This is a genomic window from Actinospineispora eucalypti (genome assembly GCF_039543365.1).
GTDB lineage: Bacteria > Actinomycetota > Actinomycetes > Mycobacteriales > Pseudonocardiaceae > Pseudonocardia > Pseudonocardia eucalypti.
Map to the genome: position 1 here is coordinate 422,008 of NZ_BAABJP010000001.1, position 17,652 is coordinate 439,659.

The window sequence follows — 17,652 nt, forward strand, 5'->3', positions numbered from 1 at the left end:
GGCACGATCCTGCCAAAGCGGTGGGGGGCTGCGACAAATCAACGCGCCAGTCTCGCTGTTGCGCTATAACTGAGTTACATTGATCTCATGACGGAACCGCCCAGGCGCGCCGCCGCGCGGACGGCAAAGCTCTCCTCGATCCCCGTTGGTTTCGCCGGTCGCACCGCGGCCGGATGGGCTCGCCGGATCGCCGGGGCGGACCGGGCCGAGGTCGCCGCCGACCTGGCGATGCGCAACGCCGACCAGCTGTTCGCCGTGTTGGGCGAGCTCAAGGGCGGGGCCATGAAGCTGGGCCAGGCGCTGTCGGTCTACGAGGCGGCCATCCCGGTGGAGCTGGCCGAGCCGTACCAGGAGGCGCTGACCAAGCTGCAGGCCAACGCCCCGGCGATGCCCAAGAAGGACGTGCACCGGCAGCTGGCCGAACAGCTGGGTTCCCGCTGGCCCGAGCGGTTCGCCGAGTTCGACGCGGACGACGCGCGCGCGGCCAGCATCGGCCAGGTGCACAAGGCGATCTGGCACGACGGCCGCGAGGTGGCGGTCAAGGTGCAGTACCCGGGCGCGGACCAGGCGCTGCTCTCGGACCTGCGCCAGCTGCGCCGGTTCTCCCGGATGATCCAGCTGATGGTGCCGGGCGCGGACGTGCGCGCGCTGCTGGACGAGCTGACCGACCGGATGGCCGAGGAGCTGGACTACCGGCTGGAGGCGGATCACCAGCGCGCGTTCGGCAAGGCATTCGCCGGGGATGAGAAGGTGTGCGTCCCCCGGGTGGTGGCCTCCGCGCCGAAGGTGCTGGTCACCGAATGGATCGAGGGCACCTCGCTGTCCGTGTACGCGCACAACCCGGTGCGCGACGCTCAGGAGCAGCAGTTGCGCGACTGGCTGGGCTACACCGTGCAGGAGCTGATGTTCTCCTCGCCGACCCGGGTGGGCCTGCTGCACGCCGACCCCCACCACGGCAACTACCGGATCCTGCCGGACGGGCGGCTGGGCGTGCTGGACTTCGGCGCCTGCGCTCCCTACCCGGACGGCATTCCCCGCCCGCTGGGCCGGATCATCCGGTTCGCCGCCGACGAGCGCGGCGAGGAGATGCTCGAGCTGCTCATCCGGGAGGGCTTCGTCGGCCGCGAGGACAAGGTCACCGCCGAGGACGTGCTGCACTACATCGGCGCGCTGGGCGGCCCGGTGCGCACCGAGAAGTTCCGCTACCACCGCGACTTCATGCAGAACGAGGGCGGCCGGCTGCTCAACCTGGGCGGCCGCGACTTCCGCACCGGCCGCTCGATGAGCCTGCCGCCGCAGTACCTGATGGCGATCCGGGTGGTCGGTGGCTGGATGGCCATCTGCTCGCAAATCGACTGCACCGTCGCCTCGCGCGAGATCGTAGAACGCTGGCTCCCCGGCTTCGCCGACTAACAACCCCCCGATTCAGTGCCTTCAGCATGGTGATTCAGTGGGTTCAGCAGTGTGATTCAGTCGTTTCCGCAGGCGCCCGCCGTGCTGAAGTGACTGAATCACCGTGCTGAACCCACTGAACCACCCTGCTCAAGTGACTGAATCACTGTGCTGAACCCACTGAATCAGGCGTGCTCACGCGCAGGGCGGTGAGGATCAGGTCGAGGGCTGCGGTGAACTCGGCGTCGCGGGTGGTGGCGGTGGTGGCTTCGGCGATCTCGCGTAGGCCGGGGTAGCGCTCGGCGGGGAGCGTGAGGGCGTGCGCCAGCGCCGGGTCCGGGTCACCCTCGGCGACCAGGCGGGCCTGGGCGAACCCGGTGACGAAACCGGTGACCGCGCGGAACGCGGCGAGCAGCGCGAACCCGGATCGCCCGGAGCGGCGCAGCGCGCCCAGCAGCGCCTCGGCGTAGGCCATGGTCGACTCGTCGGTGGTGCGCCGGTTGAGCAGCAGTGGGATGGCGTTGGGGTGCGCCCGGACCGCCCGCCACAGCCACTCGGCCAGTGATCGCACCTCCCCGGCCCAGTCCGCCCGCCCGGTCGGCGGGAACGCCGGCGCGTCGGCCAGCACCGCCGCCGCGACCAGCGCGTTCAGTCCGTCCCGGCCGTCCACGTAGTTGTAGATCGTCATTGCGCCGGTGCCCAGGCGGCCGGCCAGCGCGCGCATGGTCAGCGCGTCCAGGCCGTCGGCGTCCACGATGGCCAGTGCGGCGTCGCGGAGCGCCTCGGGGGTGAACCTTCTCGGCGCGGGCACGGCGGATCCTCCTTGATTGCGTACAAGGTACGTGATGTACTGCTGTTTACGTACACAGTACTTGAACGAAGGAGATCCCGGTGATCCAGACCCAGTTCCGCATCCCGTCCGGCGATCGGGGCGAGCACTGCGCCGCTTGGCTGACCCGGCCGGAAAACCACGAGAAGCCGCACCCGGTGGTGCTGCTGGTGCACGGCGGCGGGGCCACCCACGACATGGGCCTGCCGGCGTACGAGCGGGCGTTCTCCCAGGCCGGGCTGGCCGTGCTGGCCTTCGAGTTCCGCCACCTCGGTGGGTCGGACGGCGAACCCCGGGGCCTGATGAGCCCGCGCCGCTACCTGGAGGACGTCGAGTCCGCGCTCGCCTTCGTCCGCAACCGTCCGGAGCTCGATCGGAGGAGGATCGCCCTGTGGGGAACCTCGTTCGGGGCCAGCCACGTGGTGGCCACGGCGGCCAAGCACCCCGAGCTGGCGGCGGCCGTCGTGCAGTGCCCGGTGTTCTCCGGCCGGAAGATCGCGCTGGCCGCCGGCCCGCGCGCGCTGCTCGGCTTCACCGGCCCGATCCTGGACGACCTGGCGCGCGCCGCGCTGCGCCGACCGCGCCGCTACCTGAAGATCGTTGGACGCCCCGGCGAGCGGGCGTTCGTCACCGCGCCGGGCGCGCTGGAGGGATGGAACTCGCTGGTCGGTGAGGGGTCCACGTTCGACAACCGGGTACCGGCCGCCGCCGCGCTGGACATGCTGCGCTACCACGCCGAGGCCGACCTGCCGGGGGTGAGCTGCCCGCTTCTGGTCTGCGTGAGCGACCACGAGAACCTGATCGACCCGGCCGGCGTGCCGCTCGCCGCTGCCCGCGCGCCCCGCGCCGAGATCAGGCATTACCCGGGCGACCACTTCCAGGTCTACCACGGTGAGCTGCGCGACCGGATGGTCGCCGACCAGCTCACATTCCTGCGCGCAGCCGGGGTCGGGTAGTCTCGCATGCGTGCAGCGCTATTTCTGGTTTAGCTGGCCGGCCCGGGGTGGGCCAGCCCGCGACCGCGCGCGCTGACAAAACCACCACCACACCCGAGCCGGACGCTGACGAGAGCCGGCTCGACGCATTTCGGGGCGGCCCGCGGAGAGGGAGCCCTGTAAATCATGACGGTCACATCCGACCAGCTTGACCAAGTCCAACTGGACGGCAAGCGCACCGCCAAGATCAGCCCGTTGATCTCGCCCGCCCTGTTGCGCCAGGAGCACCCGCTGCCTGCGCATACCGGGCGGCGGATCGAGCGGTTCCGCGGCGAGGTCGCGGACATCGTCGGTGGCGTGGACGACCGGCTGATCGTGGTGGTCGGCCCGTGCTCGATCCACGACCGGGCGGCGGCGCTCGAGTACGCCGCGCTGTTGGCCGCCGACGCGGAGCGGTTCGGCGACGAGCTGCGCGTGGTGATGCGGGTCTACTTCGAGAAGCCGCGCACCACGCTGGGCTGGAAGGGCCTGATCAACGACCCGGACCTGGACGGCAGCTACGCGGTGAACAAGGGCCTCCGGCTGGCCCGCGCCCTGCTGCTGGACGTGTCCGAGCTGGGTCTCCCGGTGGGCTGCGAGTTCCTCGACCCGATCATCCCGCAGTTCCTCGCCGACGCGGTGAGCTGGGGAGCGATCGGCGCGCGCACGGCGGCCAGCCAGGTGCACCGGCAACTGTGCAGCGCGCTGTCCATGCCGGTCGGGATCAAGAACTCCACCGACGGCGACGTGCAGACCGCCGTCGACGGGGTGCGCGCGGCGGCCGCCCCGCACGTGTTCTGCGGCATCAACGCCGACGGCCTGGCCGCACTGATCAGCACCACCGGCAACCCGGACTGCCACGTCATCCTGCGCGGCGGCGCCGGCGGCCCGAACTACTCGCCGGCCCACGTGGCCGACGCGCTCACCCGGCTGGACGCCGGCGGGCTGGCCCCCCGGGTGAGCGTGGACGCCAGCCACGGCAACAGCGGCAAGAACCACGTCCGCCAGGCCGAGGTGGTCGGCGAGCTCGCGGAGCGGATCGCCGACGGCGAGCGCGGCATCATGGGCCTGATGCTGGAGAGCTTCCTGGTCGCCGGCCGGCAGGAGCTGACCCTGGGCCGGTCCGAGGAGCTGTGCCACGGCCAGTCGATCACCGACGCCTGCATGGACTGGACCACCACTTCGGCGTTGCTGGAACGGCTGGCCCTGGCGGTCCGCGCGCGCCGCTGACCCGGTTCGCGCGCGCCGCTGACCCCGGGTCAGGCGCGGCGCCGGGCCCGGTGGTCGGCCACGTGGGTGCGGTTCGCACAGCGGGTCGAGCAGTATCGCCTGCGCCCGTTGCGGGAGGTGTCCACGTAGACCACCGGGCAGCCGGGGCGGGCGCAGCCGCCGATCCGGTTCGGGTCCTCGCAGATCGCGTGGGCCAGGCCGGCCGCCGTGTAGGCCTTGACCCGTTCGACCAGCGGCGCGTCCACCTCGGCGTAGTGGAAGTGCGGCGCGCGGCCGTCGTGCTGGGAAATGTACGGCGCGGCCGCGACGCCGCCGAGCAGCGTGTTCACCAGGGCGACCCGGCCGGGCACGGTGGCTTCCCGGAAGACCTCGCGCAGCCGTCCGGCCCACTCGACCAGCGAGGCGGCGTCGTCCGGCCGGACGGCCCGCCGGGGCTGGTAGTCCAGGCGGTCCAGGATCTCCTCGAAGGCGGGTGCTCGGGCTTCCGGGCCGGCGTTGACCAGCTCCGAGGCCAACCGGGCCGCCGAGCCCCCGTAAGGGTTGAACTGCACTAGATCATTACATCAGGCTGTCGGCATGGGTACAAGGTGGACCGGAATCGGCCTGGCGATCGGGGCGGCCTGCGCGATGGGCGGCGCCGCGCCGGCGTTGAAGACCCTCGGCGGCGCCGGCGGGCTGTCCGCGATCAACATCATTCAGGCGCGCACCGCCGTCGGCGCGCTGGCGCTGCTGGCCTGCACGTTGGTGCTGCGCCAGGGACGGATGCGGGTGCATCCGAGGGACTGGTGGCTGATCGCGATGTACGGCGGGGTGAGCATCGCGGCCAACCAGGTGGTGTTCACCATGTCGCTGTCCCGGTTGCCGGTCGGCGTGGCGCTGCTGCTCGAGTACCTCGCCCCGGTGCTAGTCGCCGGGTGGGTGCGGCTGGTCCGCCGGCAACCGGTGTCCGGGCTGGTCTGGGTGGGCGCGGCGACCACGGTGCTCGGGCTCGGGCTGCTGGGCAAGGTGTGGTCCGGGTTCGCGCTGGACGGGCTCGGGGTCGGGCTGGGGCTGCTCGCCGCGGTCACCCTGGCCGGGCGGTTCCTCGTGGTGGAACGGGGTCTGCGCCGGTACGACCCGCTGGTGATGGCCGCCTGGGGGACCGCGGCCGCGGCCGTCGCCACCTCGGCCGTCGCCGCCCTGGCGGCCGGCGCGGCGGCGCCCTTCCCGGTGCACGTGCTGACCGAGCGGGTCACGCTCAGCGGCGCCGTCGTGCCGGTGTTCGTGCTGGTCGCGTGGGTGGGGCTGGTCGGCATGGCCGGCGGCGTGCTGCTCGGCGTGACCGCCCAGCGGCTGCTCCCGCCGACCACGGCCAGCCTGCTGCTGAGCCTCGAGGTGGTCGCCGGGTCGGTGCTGGCCTACGCGCTGCTCGGCGAACGGCTGACCGGGGTCCAGGCGGCCGGGGCGGCGATCATGCTCGCCGGTGTCCTGGCGGTGGCCGCGGCCAAGCGTGCCCCGGCGAAGCCGGCCGTGGTGGGTCCGGCCTTTGACAAACGCCGCGCCCTCACGCACTCTGGTCATCAGACCTAGTCAAATGACTAGGTCGCTTGGCCGAAAGGGGCGAGGGCGAATGAGCGAAGCGATCAGCCTGATCGGACTGGGTGCGATGGGGCAAGCGCTGGCCGCCCAACTGGTCAAGGCCGGGCACCGGGTCACGCTGTGGAACCGGACCAGGAGCCGCGCGGACGCCCTCCTGGAGCAGGGCGCGAATTGGGCCGGGACGCCGGCCGAGGCGATGGCGGCCAGCCCGGTCACCGTGCTGTGCATCAGCAACTACCCCGACTCCGAGGCGCTGCTGGCCGACGTGCCGGCCGGCGCGGTGATCGTGCAGATCACCACCGGGACGCCGGAGGACGCCGTCGGGCTGGAGAAGGTGGTGACCGGGCGGGGCGCCGCGTACCTGGACGGGCTGATCGCCGCCTACCCCAGCATGATCGGCACCGGGAACGCGTCGATCTACTACAGCGGCCCGCGCGAGCTGTTCGACCGCCACGCCGACGTGCTGCGCGACCTCGGCGCCACGCCGGTCCACCTGCGCGAGGAGATCGGCGCGGCCAACCTGCTGGATGCCGCCGTGATCACCATGTTCTACGGCATCCTGTTCGGCTTCAGCGTGGGCGCCGGGCTGGCCACCCGCGCCGGGCTCGAGGTGAAGGACTTCGCGTCGATCGGGAGCGCGGCCCTGCGGTCCTTCCCGGCCGCCATGGCCGATGTCGCGGACAAGTTGGCCACCGGCGACATGACCACCACGGAGGCCACCCTGGACACCTACGTGAACGGGCTGGACACCGGCCGGCGGACCGCCGAGGCCAGCGGCGCCGACACCCGGTTCCACCAGGTGATGCTGGACTACCTGCACCGCGCCCGGGAAGGTGGTCACGGGTCGGACGACATCGCCCGGCTCGTCCAGATGTTCACCGAAGGGACCGCGGCCTGACGTGGCGCACGTACCGACCAGCGAACGGCGGACCCAGCTCATCGAGGCGGCCGTCCGGGTGATCAGCCGGGAGGGGGTGGGCCGGGCGACCACCCGGCGCATCGCCGACGAGGCCGGCGCGCCGCTGGCCAGCCTGCACTACAGCTTCCGGGACAAGGAGGAGCTGTTCGCGGCGGTACTCGAGCACGCCGTGGCGTGCACCTACCAGCTGGTCTGCGATCGGGGCGCCCCGCCGGGCGCCGGGCTGGCGGCGGCCGTGCGGGCGTTCCTGGAGATCTTCCAGGAGTGGACCTCGGCCGACCCGGACCTGCAGAGCGCCCTGTACGCGCTCACCCAGTGGAAACTGCACGCCACCGGGCACGAAGGTGCCGCCGCCCGCGAGTACCGGGCCTACTTCGACGGCCTGATCGACATCTTCCGGGCCGCCGCCCGCCCGGGGGAGACCGATGTCGACCTGGACAAGCTGGCCCGGCTGACCATGGCGCTGAACGACGGCATGGTGCTGCAGCTGCTCGCGGTCGGCGGCTCCGCGTTCGCCGACATCGACCTGACCACGCTGGCCGAGGGGCTGGTCCGCGCCTCGGCCGGGGCACAACCATAAGGAGAACCGGTGCTGACCGACGAAGACCGCAAGTTCCTGGCCACCCCGAGGCTAGGCATTTTGAGCATTCCCGGGCGGGACCCGGCGGACTGGCCGGTGAACCGGCCGGTCTGGTTCGAGGCCACCCCGGAGGGCGGGGTGCAGCTGTTCTCCGGGGCGGACGCGCTGAAGGTGCGCCGGTTCCGCGCCGACCCGCGCGCGGCGCTGCTCGCGGCCAACGCGGTCGGCGAGCCGGAGCACTGGGTCTCGGTCACCGGGCGGGCGACCATCGAGGAGGACGGCGCCGGTGACCTGGCCGCCCGGCTGGCCGCGCGCTACTGGGACATGGGCAACCCGGACCTGAAGGCCGTGGTCGACCAGTGGCTGGTCTCCGACCTGGTGCGCATCGTGATCACCCCGGACAAGGTCGCCCGCTACGAGGGGTGATCAATCCGCGTCGGCAATGCCCAAACGCCCGGCGGCCAGGGCGAGCTGTACCCGGTTGCGGCTCTGGGTCTTGGCCATCAGGTTGGCCACGTGGGTCTTCACCGTGGTGACCCCGATGTACAGCCGCTGGCCGATCTCCGCGTTGGAGTAGCCGCTGGCCAGCAGGGCCAGCACGTCCCGCTCCCGCTCGGTCAGGGTGACCGCCGGCCGGCCGTGGCCGCCGGGGGCGCTGGCCACCGCGCGGGACACCACCCGGCGCAGCACGTCCGGGCTGAACGGGCTGTCCCCGGCGGCGGCCCGGCGGACCCCGTCCAGCAGGGTCTCCGGGGCGGTGTCCTTGGCCAGGAACCCGCAGGCCCCGGCGGCCAGCGCCGGGTACAGGTGTTCGTCGTCGTCGAAGGTGGTCAGCACCACGATCCGGGTGGTGGGCCGGCCGGCCAGGATGCGCTGGGTGGCGGTGATGCCGTCCACGCCGGGCATCCGCAGGTCCATCAGCACCACGTCCGGCACCAGCCGGTCCACCATGGTGATCGCCTGCTGGCCGTCCTGCGCCTCGCCGACCACCTGCACGTCCGCGCTGGCCTCGCACAGCATGCGCAGGCCGGCGCGAACCAGGCGCTGGTCGTCCACCAGCAGCGTGCGGATCATCGCTCGGCCGGGGAGGCGGCCGGGGACGCGGCGGCCGGCGATGCCGCCGCGAGGGCGCCGGGCAGTTCCGCGCGCAGCGCCCACCCGCCTCGCCCGTCCTCGCGCGGCCCGGCCCGCAGCGCGCCGCCGAGCAGCTCGACCCGTTCGCGCATGACGGTCAGCCCGTGGCCCGGTTCCGATGGCGGCTGCGGGTGGGTCGGGCCGCCGTCGGTCACCTCGACGAGCAGGGCGTCGGAGCCGGTGCGCCGGGCGGCCACCGAGGCGGCCGCACCCGGGCCGGCGTGTTTGATCACGTTGGTCAGTCCCTCCTGCACCACGCGCAACACGGCGTGCCGGTGCATGGTGCCCAGCTCGCGCAGCGCGTCGCCGTCCAGGGTGGCTTCCACCCGTACGCCGGCCTGGCGGGTGCGGTCCAGCACGCCGGTCAGCGCGGCGTCCAGGTCGGTGGCGGCGAGCAGGCCGGGGTCGGTCACGCTGTCCGGGTCCCGCAGCAGGCCGACCAGCCGGCGCAGGTCGGTGAGCGCCTCGCCGCCGATCGCGTGCACGTCGTCCAGCGCCTCGACCAGGCGCGGATCGCCGTCCCGCGCCACGTGCCTGGCCACCCCGGCGCGCAGCACGATGGACGCCACGTGGTGCGCCACCACGTCGTGCAGCTCGCGGGCGATCGCCGCCCGCTCGGAGGTACGCGCCGCCGCGACCTCCCAGCCCCGGGTCCGCTCCGACTCCACCGCGCGCTGCTCGGCCACCCGGGCCAGCTCGGTGCGGGAGCGCAGGAACGACCCGAGCAGCACCGGCAGGCCCACGTCGGTGATCACCATCATCACGTTCGCCGCCGCCGGGTAGAGCTGGTACGGGCTCAGCGCGCTGGCCGTGGTCACCGCCGCCGCACCCAGCCACAGCTGCCACGGCCGGCGCCGCCGGTAGGCCAGCTCGCCGAGCGCGACGCAGGCCATCAGCCGCACCAGGCCGGAGCCGATGTCCGGCTGCTGGGGGTCGGCGACCAGCCCGCAGTACGCGAACAGCGCGCTCTCGCCCAGCGACACGGCCAGCGGGAACCGCCCGCCGAGCAGGATCCCCGCCGCCGCGAGCAGCGCCACCGCCCAATCCTGGCCGGTCGGCCGCAGCTGCGGGACGTGCAGCAATGCCAGCGCGCCGACCACCCCGAGCAGCGGCAGCAGCCGGACCCAGCCGTACCCGACGACCGGTGCCCGCAGCTTCAATCGCACCCGCCCAAGGTAGCCCGCTCGCATATTTGATACCTCCTCCCCAGGGAGGACCCGGTCCGACCGGTTGGCCGATCACCCCGGCGCCGCGCCGGCCTCAAGCTCGGAGGCATGAACGCAAAGCTGGTGTCCCGAGGGCTGATCGGGACAAGGATCTTCCTGGCCGCCGTCTTCGTCATGTATGGGTCGATCAAGCTGTTCGGCGGCCAGTACTACTACGGCGACTGGGCGATGACCAAGCAGACCGCCAGCGGCACCGGGATGGTGTGGGCGTTCTTCGGCTACTCGCCGGTGTACGGCCGGTTCACCGGCCTGTTCGAGCTGGTCCCGGCGCTCATGCTGCTGCACCCGAGGACCGCGACGCTGGGCGCGGCCGCGCTGTTCGCGGTGAGGCTGAACATCACGGTGATGGACTTCGCGTTCGACTTCCCGATGGTGAAGTACTTCGTGCTGGGCTACACGCTGCTCGCCCTGGTGCTGGTGTGGCACGACCGGAACCGGTTGCGCCTGATGCTCCTGCGGCCGGTCGAGGTGGTTTCCCTTCTGTCCGCACTGGACGCTTCGGGCGCGCCGCCCCGGTCCGAGCCCGCACCGGGGCGGCGCGCCTGAGCGTCAACGCCGCATGAATCTCGGCGCTCCCCCACCCACCCCGGCCATGGACAGGGCCATGCACAACAATCCGGCGATGACCAGGGCGTTTGAGTACGCGACGCTGGCCAGGTCGAGGATCAATGCGATGAGGAAAAGCAGAGCGGCGACGGCTGCGAGCATCTTCGGGACACCTTCCTCTCGAGGGATGATCAGGAGTATTCGCCCGAACAAAGGGTCGTGGGTGATCTTTCCCCCGGTCGTGGCTGGTTCGAAACAAATCCGTCGCCGTCGCGGGTGCGATCCCCGCCGACATCTACCTGATCGGGGTGCCGACCATGATCGAACCCCGCTCAGGTAGATCTCGGCGATGCGGAGTCCGAACGGACGCTTTCTTCGGGCCGATCGAGGGGCGCCGGGCGCCTGAGTTCGCCCTCAGTCCATGATCATCAGGACGTGAGGGCGGCTTCCGAGCCCGTCAGGCGGCCGCGTTCCACTTGACTAAAGAAGTGTGCGCCCGCTTCGCTGGAGTGCTCCAAACCTCCGGCGCAGGGAGTTCGCGATGCTGCTGCTCGACCTGTTGAGCGTCAACCCACCGATCGCGCCGGAGCCGCCGTGGGACCTGCGGGTGGGCGGCGAGCTCTCCGAGTACCTGTTCTTCGCGGCGAACGTGCTGGTGTTCGTCGGCTCGGTGGTCTACGCGGCGGTCGCCGGGCGGCGGGGTAAGACGCTGATCCCGCTGATGTGCATGGCCGGCGGCACCCTGACCATCTTCCTGGAGCCGCTGATCGACTCCCACCTGCAGGTCTGGTGGCCGATCCACCACCAGCCGGACATCCTCTCCGCCTGGGGCCGGGACGTGCCGCTGATGATCCTGTTCGTGGTTGGCTGGTACTTCGGGCTGAACGCCGCGATGCGGTATCGCTGGATGCAAAAGAACGGCCCGGCTTCCAAGATCTGGACGCTGTACGCGATCGAGGTGGGCAGCGCGCTCGCGCTGGAGCCGCCGGCCATCCAGCTCGGCCTGTGGCACTACTACGGCGACCATGGGCTGCGCATGTTCGGCTACCCGGTGTGGTGGCCGTTCGTCGGCGGCGCCTGCTGCATGGCCGCCGGCACGCTGGTCTACGTGCTGGCGCCGTACCTCACCGGCTGGCGGGTGCTGAACGTGGTGCTGATCGTGCCGATCGGCGTCTCCGCCGCCTACTGGGGCGCCGGCTGGCCGATGTTCACCGTGCTCAACACCGAACCCGGCCGGCCGGTGGTGCTGCTCGCCTCGGCGTTCTCCGTCGGGCTGTGCTTCTTGATCGTGTGGATGTGCACGATCGCCACCGGTCACTACGACTACCGAGCCGAGCAGCGCCGCGCGGCGAAGGAGCCGGTAGCCGCTTAGAAGTGTCGCCCGCGCGCCTAACCGGGCGCGCGCTCGGCAAGCGCGTTCCGCGCTAGAGGCCGAGCAGGCCGCCCTTGTCCTTCTTGGACTTCGGCTTGTCGTCGTTGTAGTTGCCGTCGCCCTGCACGACCTGCACCGAGTCGCCGATGTTGATGTGCTCGTAGAACCAGGAGGCGTCGCCGTTGCCCAGCCGGATGCAGCCGGCGGTGCGCTTGTCCACCGTGCCGCCGCCGTGGAAGGCGTAGCCGGAGGAGCTGAAGAACACCGAGTAGGGCATCGCCGAGGGACGGCCGTTGGTCACCGTCTCCGAGCTGACGTGGTCGATGTCCTTGGAGATGACCTTCCAGGTGCCGGTCGGGGTGTCCTTGCCCGGGCCGCCGGAGGAGGAGGCCATCGGGCCGCGCAGCACCTTGTCGCCCTTGATGAACCAGGTGGTGGCGTTGAAGCCGTCCTTGCCCAGCGCCACGCAGGCCACCGTGCCCTTGTTGCACGGGGTGCCGGGCACGCGGGAGGACTGCGCCTGCGCGGTCCCCGGGTTCGCCATGGCGAGGCCGGCGAGCACGACGGCCATGGCCAGGGTGGCGGCTAGGCCACGTGGGCGAACAACGCGGCGACCGCCGCAATACGCCGTCTGAGTCATCTGCCAGTCCCTCCCGGCTTAGCGCGATCACGCCTAAGTCGAGGGAACCTTACCCAGTCCAGGGACGATAACAGTCGGCGACCCCCGCATCACTGCGAGTCGTCACCGAGCGTTGCTCTATTAGAGTAAGGTTCACCCATTCGTGCGTGCTCGGCGGCGTGAATGAGGGGCCGCCGAGCACGCAGGGGGAGGATCAGATTCCGCCGCCGCCGAGCAGTGAGCGCTTGAGGCGGGTCGGCCACTTGTCCACCGGGACGTACTTGGCCAGGTTCTCCCGGACGACCTTCTTGACGCTGTACATCGCCATCATCAGGCCGCGGTAGTTGCGCCACATCTGCCGGCGCCGGGAGAAGTGGTTCTCGAAGTCGGTGACCACGAACTTGGTGTGCCGCAGGTTCAGCGCGATGGTGATGCGCTTCTGGTTGCCCAGGTACGGGGTCACGTAGTGCGGCAGGGTGGCCGGGAAGATGATCATCTTGCCGGGGATCGGTGCCGACTCCAGGTCGTACTCACCGGTGCGCTCCGGCTCGGTGCAGTTGGCCTTGCCGTCCTCGCCGCGCGAGCTGAGCGTGCTGGCGGCGGCCTGCACCTTGTTGGACACCGGGCGCGGGATGCCGCTCATGTCGAGGAACCGGGTGAACCCGGAGTTGATCGCGTTCTCGTCCTCGCCACAGTCCACGTAGTAGACGGCGGCCCACATGTTGACCCCGCCGGAGTGCACGTGGGTGGTCACCGTGTCACCGAGCTGGTTGACGTTGGCCCACGCCTCGATGTCCCAGCCCTCGAGCAGGTCGTCGCCCGGGTTCTGCACGGTGGCGCGGACCACCGACTTGACCATGGCGCGCATCCGGTCGAGCAGCTCGTCGATGGCCGGGTCGCCCCAGAGCTGGAGGTTGCGCTCGGACTGCCAGCCGCCGCACTGCGATTTCTGCAGGCCGGGGGTGGTGGCGGCGCGGTGCAGGACGATCTCCCGCAGCTTCGCGTTCAGTTCGGCCGCGTCTTCCCAGACGTGGGCGTAGACCGGGGTGGTGCCGATCTGGGTCTGGCCGAGGGGGGGCTCGGACACCGATCCACCCGCCTGGGGTGTGTGGATTTCGTCGATGCTCACGACAAGCGTCCATTTCTTGTTATGGGGCTGGATTGAACTCCAGCGGCTTCCAGGATCTCACTTCCCGCGCCGGCCCTGGCGGCGGGGTAAGGCTACCCATCGTGTCCGCACAGAGATCAACTTCAAACAGGTTTTACTCCCCGGGTAATCGATGTGCCGGACCGGTTGGTGGATGCTCGGGGGCATGGATGCCGATATAGGGCTGGTGCTGCCGTCGCGCGAGGTCGTGATGTGGGGCGGCGGCGAGATGGACGGGTTGCTCGACGCCGCCGAGCGGGCCGAGCGGGACGGGTTCGACTCGGTGTGGGTGGGCGAGTCGCCGCTGGCCCGGCCGCGCCCCGACCCGCTGTTGGTGCTGGCCGCGCTGGCCGCCCGCACCCGGCGGGTCCGGCTGGGCACGGCGGTGCTGCTGCCGCTGCTGCGCCACCCGCTGACCCTGGCGCACGGCCTGGCCACCCTGGACCGGCTGGCCGGCGGGCGGCTGGTGGTCGGCCTGGCCCCGGGCGCGGACGTGCCCGGCACGCACGCCGAACTGGCCGCCGTGGACCGCCCCAGCGGCCGCCGGGTCGGCGACCTGATGGACACGGTGGCCCGCTGGCGCGAGCTGTGGAAGGGCGAGGTGCGGCCCGGGCCGGTCCGGCCGGAGGGGCCGCCGCTGTGGCTGGGCGCGCAGGGACCCCGGATGCTGGCGCTGACCGGCGAGCGGTTCGACGGCTGGATGCCGTTCAGCCCGACCCCGGAGCACTACGCGCGCGGCCTGGCATCGGTACGGGGCGCGGCCGCCGCGGCCGGGCGGGATCCCGGTGCGCTGGTCGCGGCCGCGTACGTGACGGTCGCGGTGGACGACGACCCGGCGCGCGCGGCCGGCGCCCTGGACGAGTACATGACCGCCTACTACGGCCAGCCGGCCTCGGTGATGTCCCGGATCCAGGCCTGCCACGCGGGCACGCTCTCCAGCGCCGCCGACTGGATCGGTTCCTATGTGGCGGCCGGCGCATCGCACGTGCTGGTGCGGTTCGCCTCGACCGGCCTCACCGGCTACCCGCCGGCCGCGCGCGAGCTGCGGGAGCGGCTGGCCGCCCGATGAGTTTCCGGAGGGCGTCTGGTCTACTCCGTGACCCCGAGCTGAGGAGAAACCGATGCGAATCGTGATCAGTGAGTTCATGAGCCTGGACGGTGTTGTGCAGGCACCCGGCGGCCCGGAGGAGGACACCGACGGCGGGTTCGCGCACGGCGGCTGGTCGATGCCCTACTTCGACCTGGACACCATGGGGCCGGCGATCGACGAGGTGCTCGGCGCGACCGAGGCGCTGCTGTTCGGCCGGCGCACCTGGCGGACCATGGCCGACGCCTGGCCCGGCCGCGCCGGCGGCCCGTTCGCCGACCGGATGAACTCGCTGCCCAAGTACGTGGCTTCTCGTACCTTGCGGCCGGCCGACCTGGACTGGAACGGCTCGACCCTGCTGCCCGCCGACGACGCGATCGGCGCCATCAGCGAGCTGCGTTCCCGCGACGGCGGCGGGTTGCAGGTGATGGGCAGCCCCTCGCTGGCCGCCCAGCTGGTGGCGCACGGCCTGGTCGACGAGTACCGGCTGATGATCGAACCGATCCTGCTCGGCGGCGGCAAGCGGATCTTCCCCCACGACGGCGACGCGCGGCGCCTGGAACTGGTCTCCTCGGTCACCGCCGCCACCGGCGTCCTGATCTGCACCTACCGCCCGGCCTAGTCGGTCGGGCCCGGGACCCCAACCGGGACGTGGCTGGTTGGGTCGGTCCAGGCGTCCGCGTCAGATCCATGTCCACGGAGGCAGCTCATGGACCCCGTCTTTCTCGCACTGGTCCTGGTCGTCGCGATCCTGATTGTCGCCGTGCCCATCGGCCTGCTGCTCCGCAAGCTGGTCTGGCGCGGGCCGTACCGGGACGGCGACTGGGCGACCTGGAAGCGCACCGCGAAGACCCTGAGCTGGGGTGACCGGTGGACAATCTACTGGGCCAACAGCTGGGGCAAGCCGGTGCGCGATCCCCGGCTGGCCGCGTTCGCCATCGAGCGCGGCGAGCGGGTCGCCGTCGTCGTGGCCAGCGGCGCGAACCGGTTGCGCTGGCTGTGGTGGCTGGTCGCGGCGATCCACATCGCGGGCGGCCTGATGATCGGCGGGACGACGGCCTATCTGTACTTCATGGCGGCCATCGTGTTCCTGCTGCTTCCGGCGATGACCCGGTGGGGTGGGCGGATGGCCAGGCGCAGCGCCGACGCGAGCCGTGCCGTGCTGGCCGAGCAGGGTCCGCATTCCGGATGACGGCCGGCAAAATGTGACGTAACACATCGCGCATACCGCGCATCACCGGCAACACCCGCAACGAGCATCTTCTTCCTGCTGCGTGACCTGCTCGACGTCATCTTCTGGCTGGAGACCGTCGGCATCGCCGGTTTCACCGCGTTCTGGGTGCTGCAGACCAACGAGCTGGGAAACTTCATCAACCGCCAGGCCGCGCCGGAGGGCGCTTAGTCCCGGAGAAACCAGTCAGGCCCGGCACCCACACGGGGATACCGGGCCTGACCAGGATTTTCGGTGGTCGGGGTGGCGGGATTCGAACCCACGGCCTCTTCGTCCCGAAGGTATGCGCGGATCGTCCCAACCAGGCCAAACGTGCTGGTCAGAGAGCTTTCGGCGTCCGTAGGCGTCCGGGCTGGTCCAGTCTCGGACCGGGCGATTGTCACGCAGTTGGTCACCCACCACACGCGCCGTCCCGAGGTGTCATCCCGTCGACCTGGCAACGCCCGATCAGGCCGTGCGGCGGGGGCAACAACGCCTCGTACCGGCGGCCGATTATGCCAGGCTTGCCCCCGTTGCACGGTCTGATAGCCCCCTGGGAGGTCGGCGGGATGGCACCGGTCGCGCCCACCTCGTTCCCGCCGCCCGCACGCCCTTCCGTGCCATCCCGGAGACCTGCCCGCCCGGCGAGGGCATGCTTTGGATCTTTGAACTGTTCGTGGCTGTGTTGTGGTCGCCGGCCGCGAGGTGGCAGCCCGGTGACCGGCCGGCAGGCCGCACGCGCCGGGCGCACGTAGAGGGCTGCCTCAGGGGATGGGCCGGCAGCGGCGCCGACGGCGCCGCCTTGAACAAGTAGAGAAAGTCCTCACCGCGTGATCGCGGGTCCGTCGTCGGTCTCGGCGATGATCCACGCGAGGTAGTCGGGGTTCCCGGCGGTGAGCGGCACGGCCGTCACGTGCGGCACCTCGTAGGGGTGCTCCTGGCGCACGCGCTCCGTGATCCGCTGGACGAGGCTGGCACGGGTGTAGAGGGTGCCGCGCGTCTCGGCCTTCTCGAATATCTCGCCCCGCCAGCGGTAGACCGTCTCAAAGGGCTGCAGGTGGCCGGCGGCGCACAGACGTTCTCGAACGAGGGTCCCGATCAGGCGTCGCATCCACTCATGGTCAGGCGCTGTGATGACGACTTCGACCGGGACATCCTCACTGGGCATCGGCGGACGCCTTCAGCTCCTGGATCACGGCACGGGTGCCTTCCTCGTCACGCGCCATGCTGCCCCAACCGGTCATGATCTTGCCGTCGTAGCCGAGGCCGACCCATCGGCCACGCATGTGGATGCCGTGCGGGTGCAGGACGAAGTACATGGTGCCCTTGGACCGGACGGATGCGTCGTCCGAGGCGTACCAGCCGAGAAGCACCTCGTTGTCCCAGAGGCGAAACTCACCGTGCCAGTGGTAGCCGCCTCGTTCCTCGGACAGGCCGCGCGTGTGCGTTCGGACTTCGATCTGGTCACCCCGCTGGGACAGCCGCACTCCTTGAACGGCGATGGCCTCCTCGCTGTCACGCCAGGTCTGCCATCCGGCGTACCAGTCGCCGGTCAGGTCCATGCGGTCGGAGGTTGTGCCGGCAAGTTCACCGACCGAGATCTTGAGGGCGCGCGCGATCGACACGGCTACTGACAGCACGGGCTGTTGTTCGCCGGCCTCGTAGCGGCGGATCTGGCGCACGCCGATCTCTGCCTCCCGCGCGAGGTCGGCCTGCGACATGCCCAGTTCGGCACGTCGCTTGCGCATCACTTCTGCCATGTCCACCTGGACATTGTCGCAGGACTTCTTAGTCCTTGACAACCGGACT

Annotated in this window: 21 protein-coding genes; 12 read left to right on the forward strand and 9 right to left on the reverse strand. The window is 71.1% G+C overall.

Annotated features, from left to right (window positions below; genetic code table 11):
• Positions 1 to 87 precede the first annotated feature (87 nt).
• Complete coding sequence (locus tag ABEB12_RS02030; protein WP_185058662.1) at positions 88 to 1,413, forward strand: AarF/UbiB family protein; 1,326 nt, start codon at positions 88 to 90, stop codon at positions 1,411 to 1,413.
• 142 nt (positions 1,414 to 1,555) lie between these two features.
• Here ABEB12_RS02030 and ABEB12_RS02035 read toward each other — a convergent pair whose 3' ends face one another.
• On the reverse strand, positions 1,556 to 2,203 hold the full coding sequence (locus ABEB12_RS02035; protein WP_185058663.1) for a TetR/AcrR family transcriptional regulator C-terminal domain-containing protein: 648 nt from the start codon (positions 2,201 to 2,203) through the stop codon (positions 1,556 to 1,558).
• A gap of 80 nt (positions 2,204 to 2,283) precedes the next feature.
• Here ABEB12_RS02035 and ABEB12_RS02040 point away from each other — a divergent pair, with 80 nt between their 5' ends.
• Positions 2,284 to 3,177, forward strand: coding sequence for an alpha/beta fold hydrolase (locus ABEB12_RS02040; protein WP_345702490.1), 894 nt, complete (start codon positions 2,284 to 2,286; stop codon positions 3,175 to 3,177).
• 165 nt (positions 3,178 to 3,342) lie between these two features.
• A complete protein-coding gene (locus ABEB12_RS02045; RefSeq protein ID WP_185058664.1) occupies positions 3,343 to 4,425 on the forward strand; it encodes a 3-deoxy-7-phosphoheptulonate synthase in 1,083 nt (360 codons plus the stop codon).
• Positions 4,426 to 4,454: 29 nt separating this feature from the next.
• Here ABEB12_RS02045 and ABEB12_RS02050 read toward each other — a convergent pair whose 3' ends face one another.
• A complete protein-coding gene (locus ABEB12_RS02050; protein ID WP_185058665.1) occupies positions 4,455 to 4,976 on the reverse strand; it encodes a CGNR zinc finger domain-containing protein in 522 nt (173 codons plus the stop codon).
• Positions 4,977 to 5,001: 25 nt separating this feature from the next.
• On the opposite strand from ABEB12_RS02050, the gene ABEB12_RS02055 reads away from it, so the two are divergent.
• The 4 genes from ABEB12_RS02055 to ABEB12_RS02070 are packed head-to-tail and all read left to right on the forward strand — an operon-like array spanning position 5,002 to position 7,928.
• Positions 5,002 to 5,994: an EamA family transporter gene (locus tag ABEB12_RS02055; protein WP_185058666.1), complete on the forward strand. Its 993-nt coding sequence runs from the start codon at positions 5,002 to 5,004 to the stop codon at positions 5,992 to 5,994.
• A 40-nt stretch (positions 5,995 to 6,034) separates the two neighbouring features.
• Complete coding sequence (locus tag ABEB12_RS02060; RefSeq protein ID WP_185058667.1) at positions 6,035 to 6,901, forward strand: NAD(P)-binding domain-containing protein; 867 nt, start codon at positions 6,035 to 6,037, stop codon at positions 6,899 to 6,901.
• Position 6,902: 1 nt separating this feature from the next.
• Complete coding sequence (locus ABEB12_RS02065) at positions 6,903 to 7,502, forward strand: TetR family transcriptional regulator (RefSeq protein WP_185058668.1); 600 nt, start codon at positions 6,903 to 6,905, stop codon at positions 7,500 to 7,502.
• Positions 7,503 to 7,511: 9 nt separating this feature from the next.
• Entirely contained in the window at positions 7,512 to 7,928 is a 417-nt protein-coding gene (locus ABEB12_RS02070; RefSeq protein ID WP_185058669.1) for a pyridoxamine 5'-phosphate oxidase family protein, read from the forward strand.
• Here ABEB12_RS02070 and ABEB12_RS02075 read toward each other — a convergent pair whose 3' ends face one another.
• Positions 7,929 to 8,576, reverse strand: coding sequence for a response regulator (locus tag ABEB12_RS02075; protein ID WP_185058670.1), 648 nt, complete (start codon positions 8,574 to 8,576; stop codon positions 7,929 to 7,931).
• On the reverse strand, positions 8,573 to 9,802 hold the full coding sequence (locus ABEB12_RS02080; RefSeq protein WP_185058671.1) for a histidine kinase: 1,230 nt from the start codon (positions 9,800 to 9,802) through the stop codon (positions 8,573 to 8,575). The genes ABEB12_RS02075 and ABEB12_RS02080 overlap by 4 nt, the downstream gene beginning before the upstream one ends.
• Before the next feature lie 108 nt (positions 9,803 to 9,910).
• On the opposite strand from ABEB12_RS02080, the gene ABEB12_RS02085 reads away from it, so the two are divergent.
• Positions 9,911 to 10,408, forward strand: a complete 498-nt coding sequence (locus ABEB12_RS02085) for a hypothetical protein (protein WP_185058672.1) — start codon at positions 9,911 to 9,913, stop codon at positions 10,406 to 10,408.
• Positions 10,409 to 10,411: 3 nt separating this feature from the next.
• Here ABEB12_RS02085 and ABEB12_RS02090 read toward each other — a convergent pair whose 3' ends face one another.
• Positions 10,412 to 10,570 (reverse strand): hypothetical protein, encoded by a 159-nt coding sequence (locus ABEB12_RS02090; RefSeq protein WP_185058673.1) that lies wholly within the window; start codon positions 10,568 to 10,570, stop codon positions 10,412 to 10,414.
• Positions 10,571 to 10,949: 379 nt separating this feature from the next.
• Between ABEB12_RS02090 and ABEB12_RS02095 the strand changes: the two genes are divergently transcribed.
• The gene (locus ABEB12_RS02095; protein ID WP_185058674.1) at positions 10,950 to 11,780 is read left to right on the forward strand and encodes a hypothetical protein; all 831 of its coding nucleotides are present in this window, start codon (positions 10,950 to 10,952) and stop codon (positions 11,778 to 11,780) included.
• Between the two features lie 52 nt (positions 11,781 to 11,832).
• Here ABEB12_RS02095 and ABEB12_RS02100 read toward each other — a convergent pair whose 3' ends face one another.
• A complete protein-coding gene (locus ABEB12_RS02100) occupies positions 11,833 to 12,351 on the reverse strand; it encodes a L,D-transpeptidase family protein (protein WP_185058675.1) in 519 nt (172 codons plus the stop codon).
• A gap of 262 nt (positions 12,352 to 12,613) precedes the next feature.
• Positions 12,614 to 13,486, reverse strand: coding sequence for a putative 2OG-Fe(II) oxygenase (locus ABEB12_RS02105; RefSeq protein WP_185058676.1), 873 nt, complete (start codon positions 13,484 to 13,486; stop codon positions 12,614 to 12,616).
• Positions 13,487 to 13,712: 226 nt separating this feature from the next.
• Here ABEB12_RS02105 and ABEB12_RS02110 point away from each other — a divergent pair, with 226 nt between their 5' ends.
• From ABEB12_RS02110 to ABEB12_RS02120, 3 genes are all read left to right on the forward strand, one after another.
• Positions 13,713 to 14,615, forward strand: a complete 903-nt coding sequence (locus tag ABEB12_RS02110) for an LLM class flavin-dependent oxidoreductase (RefSeq protein WP_185058677.1) — start codon at positions 13,713 to 13,715, stop codon at positions 14,613 to 14,615.
• 52 nt (positions 14,616 to 14,667) lie between these two features.
• Positions 14,668 to 15,255, forward strand: a complete 588-nt coding sequence (locus ABEB12_RS02115) for a dihydrofolate reductase family protein (protein WP_185058678.1) — start codon at positions 14,668 to 14,670, stop codon at positions 15,253 to 15,255.
• 87 nt (positions 15,256 to 15,342) lie between these two features.
• Positions 15,343 to 15,825, forward strand: coding sequence for a hypothetical protein (locus ABEB12_RS02120; protein WP_185058679.1), 483 nt, complete (start codon positions 15,343 to 15,345; stop codon positions 15,823 to 15,825).
• Between the two features lie 841 nt (positions 15,826 to 16,666).
• On the opposite strand, the gene cutA is transcribed toward ABEB12_RS02120, so the two are convergent.
• Complete coding sequence (gene cutA / locus ABEB12_RS02125) at positions 16,667 to 17,011, reverse strand: divalent cation tolerance protein CutA (protein WP_185058680.1); 345 nt, start codon at positions 17,009 to 17,011, stop codon at positions 16,667 to 16,669.
• Positions 17,001 to 17,603, reverse strand: a complete 603-nt coding sequence (locus tag ABEB12_RS02130; RefSeq protein WP_185061075.1) for a helix-turn-helix domain-containing protein — start codon at positions 17,601 to 17,603, stop codon at positions 17,001 to 17,003. Before ABEB12_RS02130 ends, cutA begins: the two co-directional genes overlap by 11 nt.
• Positions 17,604 to 17,652: the final 49 nt, after the last annotated feature.

Bases quoted from the DNA above. Each gene is read 5' to 3' on its own strand.
- ABEB12_RS02030 (WP_185058662.1), top strand. From the start codon at position 88: ATGACGGAACCGCCCAGGCGCGCCGCCGCGCGGACGGCAAAGCTCTCC.
- ABEB12_RS02045 (WP_185058664.1), top strand. From the start codon at position 3,343: ATGACGGTCACATCCGACCAGCTTGACCAAGTCCAACTGGACGGCAAG.
- ABEB12_RS02055 (WP_185058666.1), top strand. From the start codon at position 5,002: ATGGGTACAAGGTGGACCGGAATCGGCCTGGCGATCGGGGCGGCCTGC.
- ABEB12_RS02060 (WP_185058667.1), top strand. From the start codon at position 6,035: ATGAGCGAAGCGATCAGCCTGATCGGACTGGGTGCGATGGGGCAAGCG.
- ABEB12_RS02075 (WP_185058670.1), bottom strand. From the start codon at position 8,576: ATGATCCGCACGCTGCTGGTGGACGACCAGCGCCTGGTTCGCGCCGGC.
- ABEB12_RS02085 (WP_185058672.1), top strand. From the start codon at position 9,911: ATGAACGCAAAGCTGGTGTCCCGAGGGCTGATCGGGACAAGGATCTTC.
- ABEB12_RS02090 (WP_185058673.1), bottom strand. From the start codon at position 10,570: ATGCTCGCAGCCGTCGCCGCTCTGCTTTTCCTCATCGCATTGATCCTC.
- ABEB12_RS02095 (WP_185058674.1), top strand. From the start codon at position 10,950: ATGCTGCTGCTCGACCTGTTGAGCGTCAACCCACCGATCGCGCCGGAG.
- ABEB12_RS02100 (WP_185058675.1), bottom strand. From the start codon at position 12,351: ATGGCCGTCGTGCTCGCCGGCCTCGCCATGGCGAACCCGGGGACCGCG.
- ABEB12_RS02110 (WP_185058677.1), top strand. From the start codon at position 13,713: ATGGATGCCGATATAGGGCTGGTGCTGCCGTCGCGCGAGGTCGTGATG.
- ABEB12_RS02115 (WP_185058678.1), top strand. From the start codon at position 14,668: ATGCGAATCGTGATCAGTGAGTTCATGAGCCTGGACGGTGTTGTGCAG.
- ABEB12_RS02120 (WP_185058679.1), top strand. From the start codon at position 15,343: ATGGACCCCGTCTTTCTCGCACTGGTCCTGGTCGTCGCGATCCTGATT.
- cutA (WP_185058680.1), bottom strand. From the start codon at position 17,011: ATGCCCAGTGAGGATGTCCCGGTCGAAGTCGTCATCACAGCGCCTGAC.
- ABEB12_RS02130 (WP_185061075.1), bottom strand. From the start codon at position 17,603: ATGGCAGAAGTGATGCGCAAGCGACGTGCCGAACTGGGCATGTCGCAG.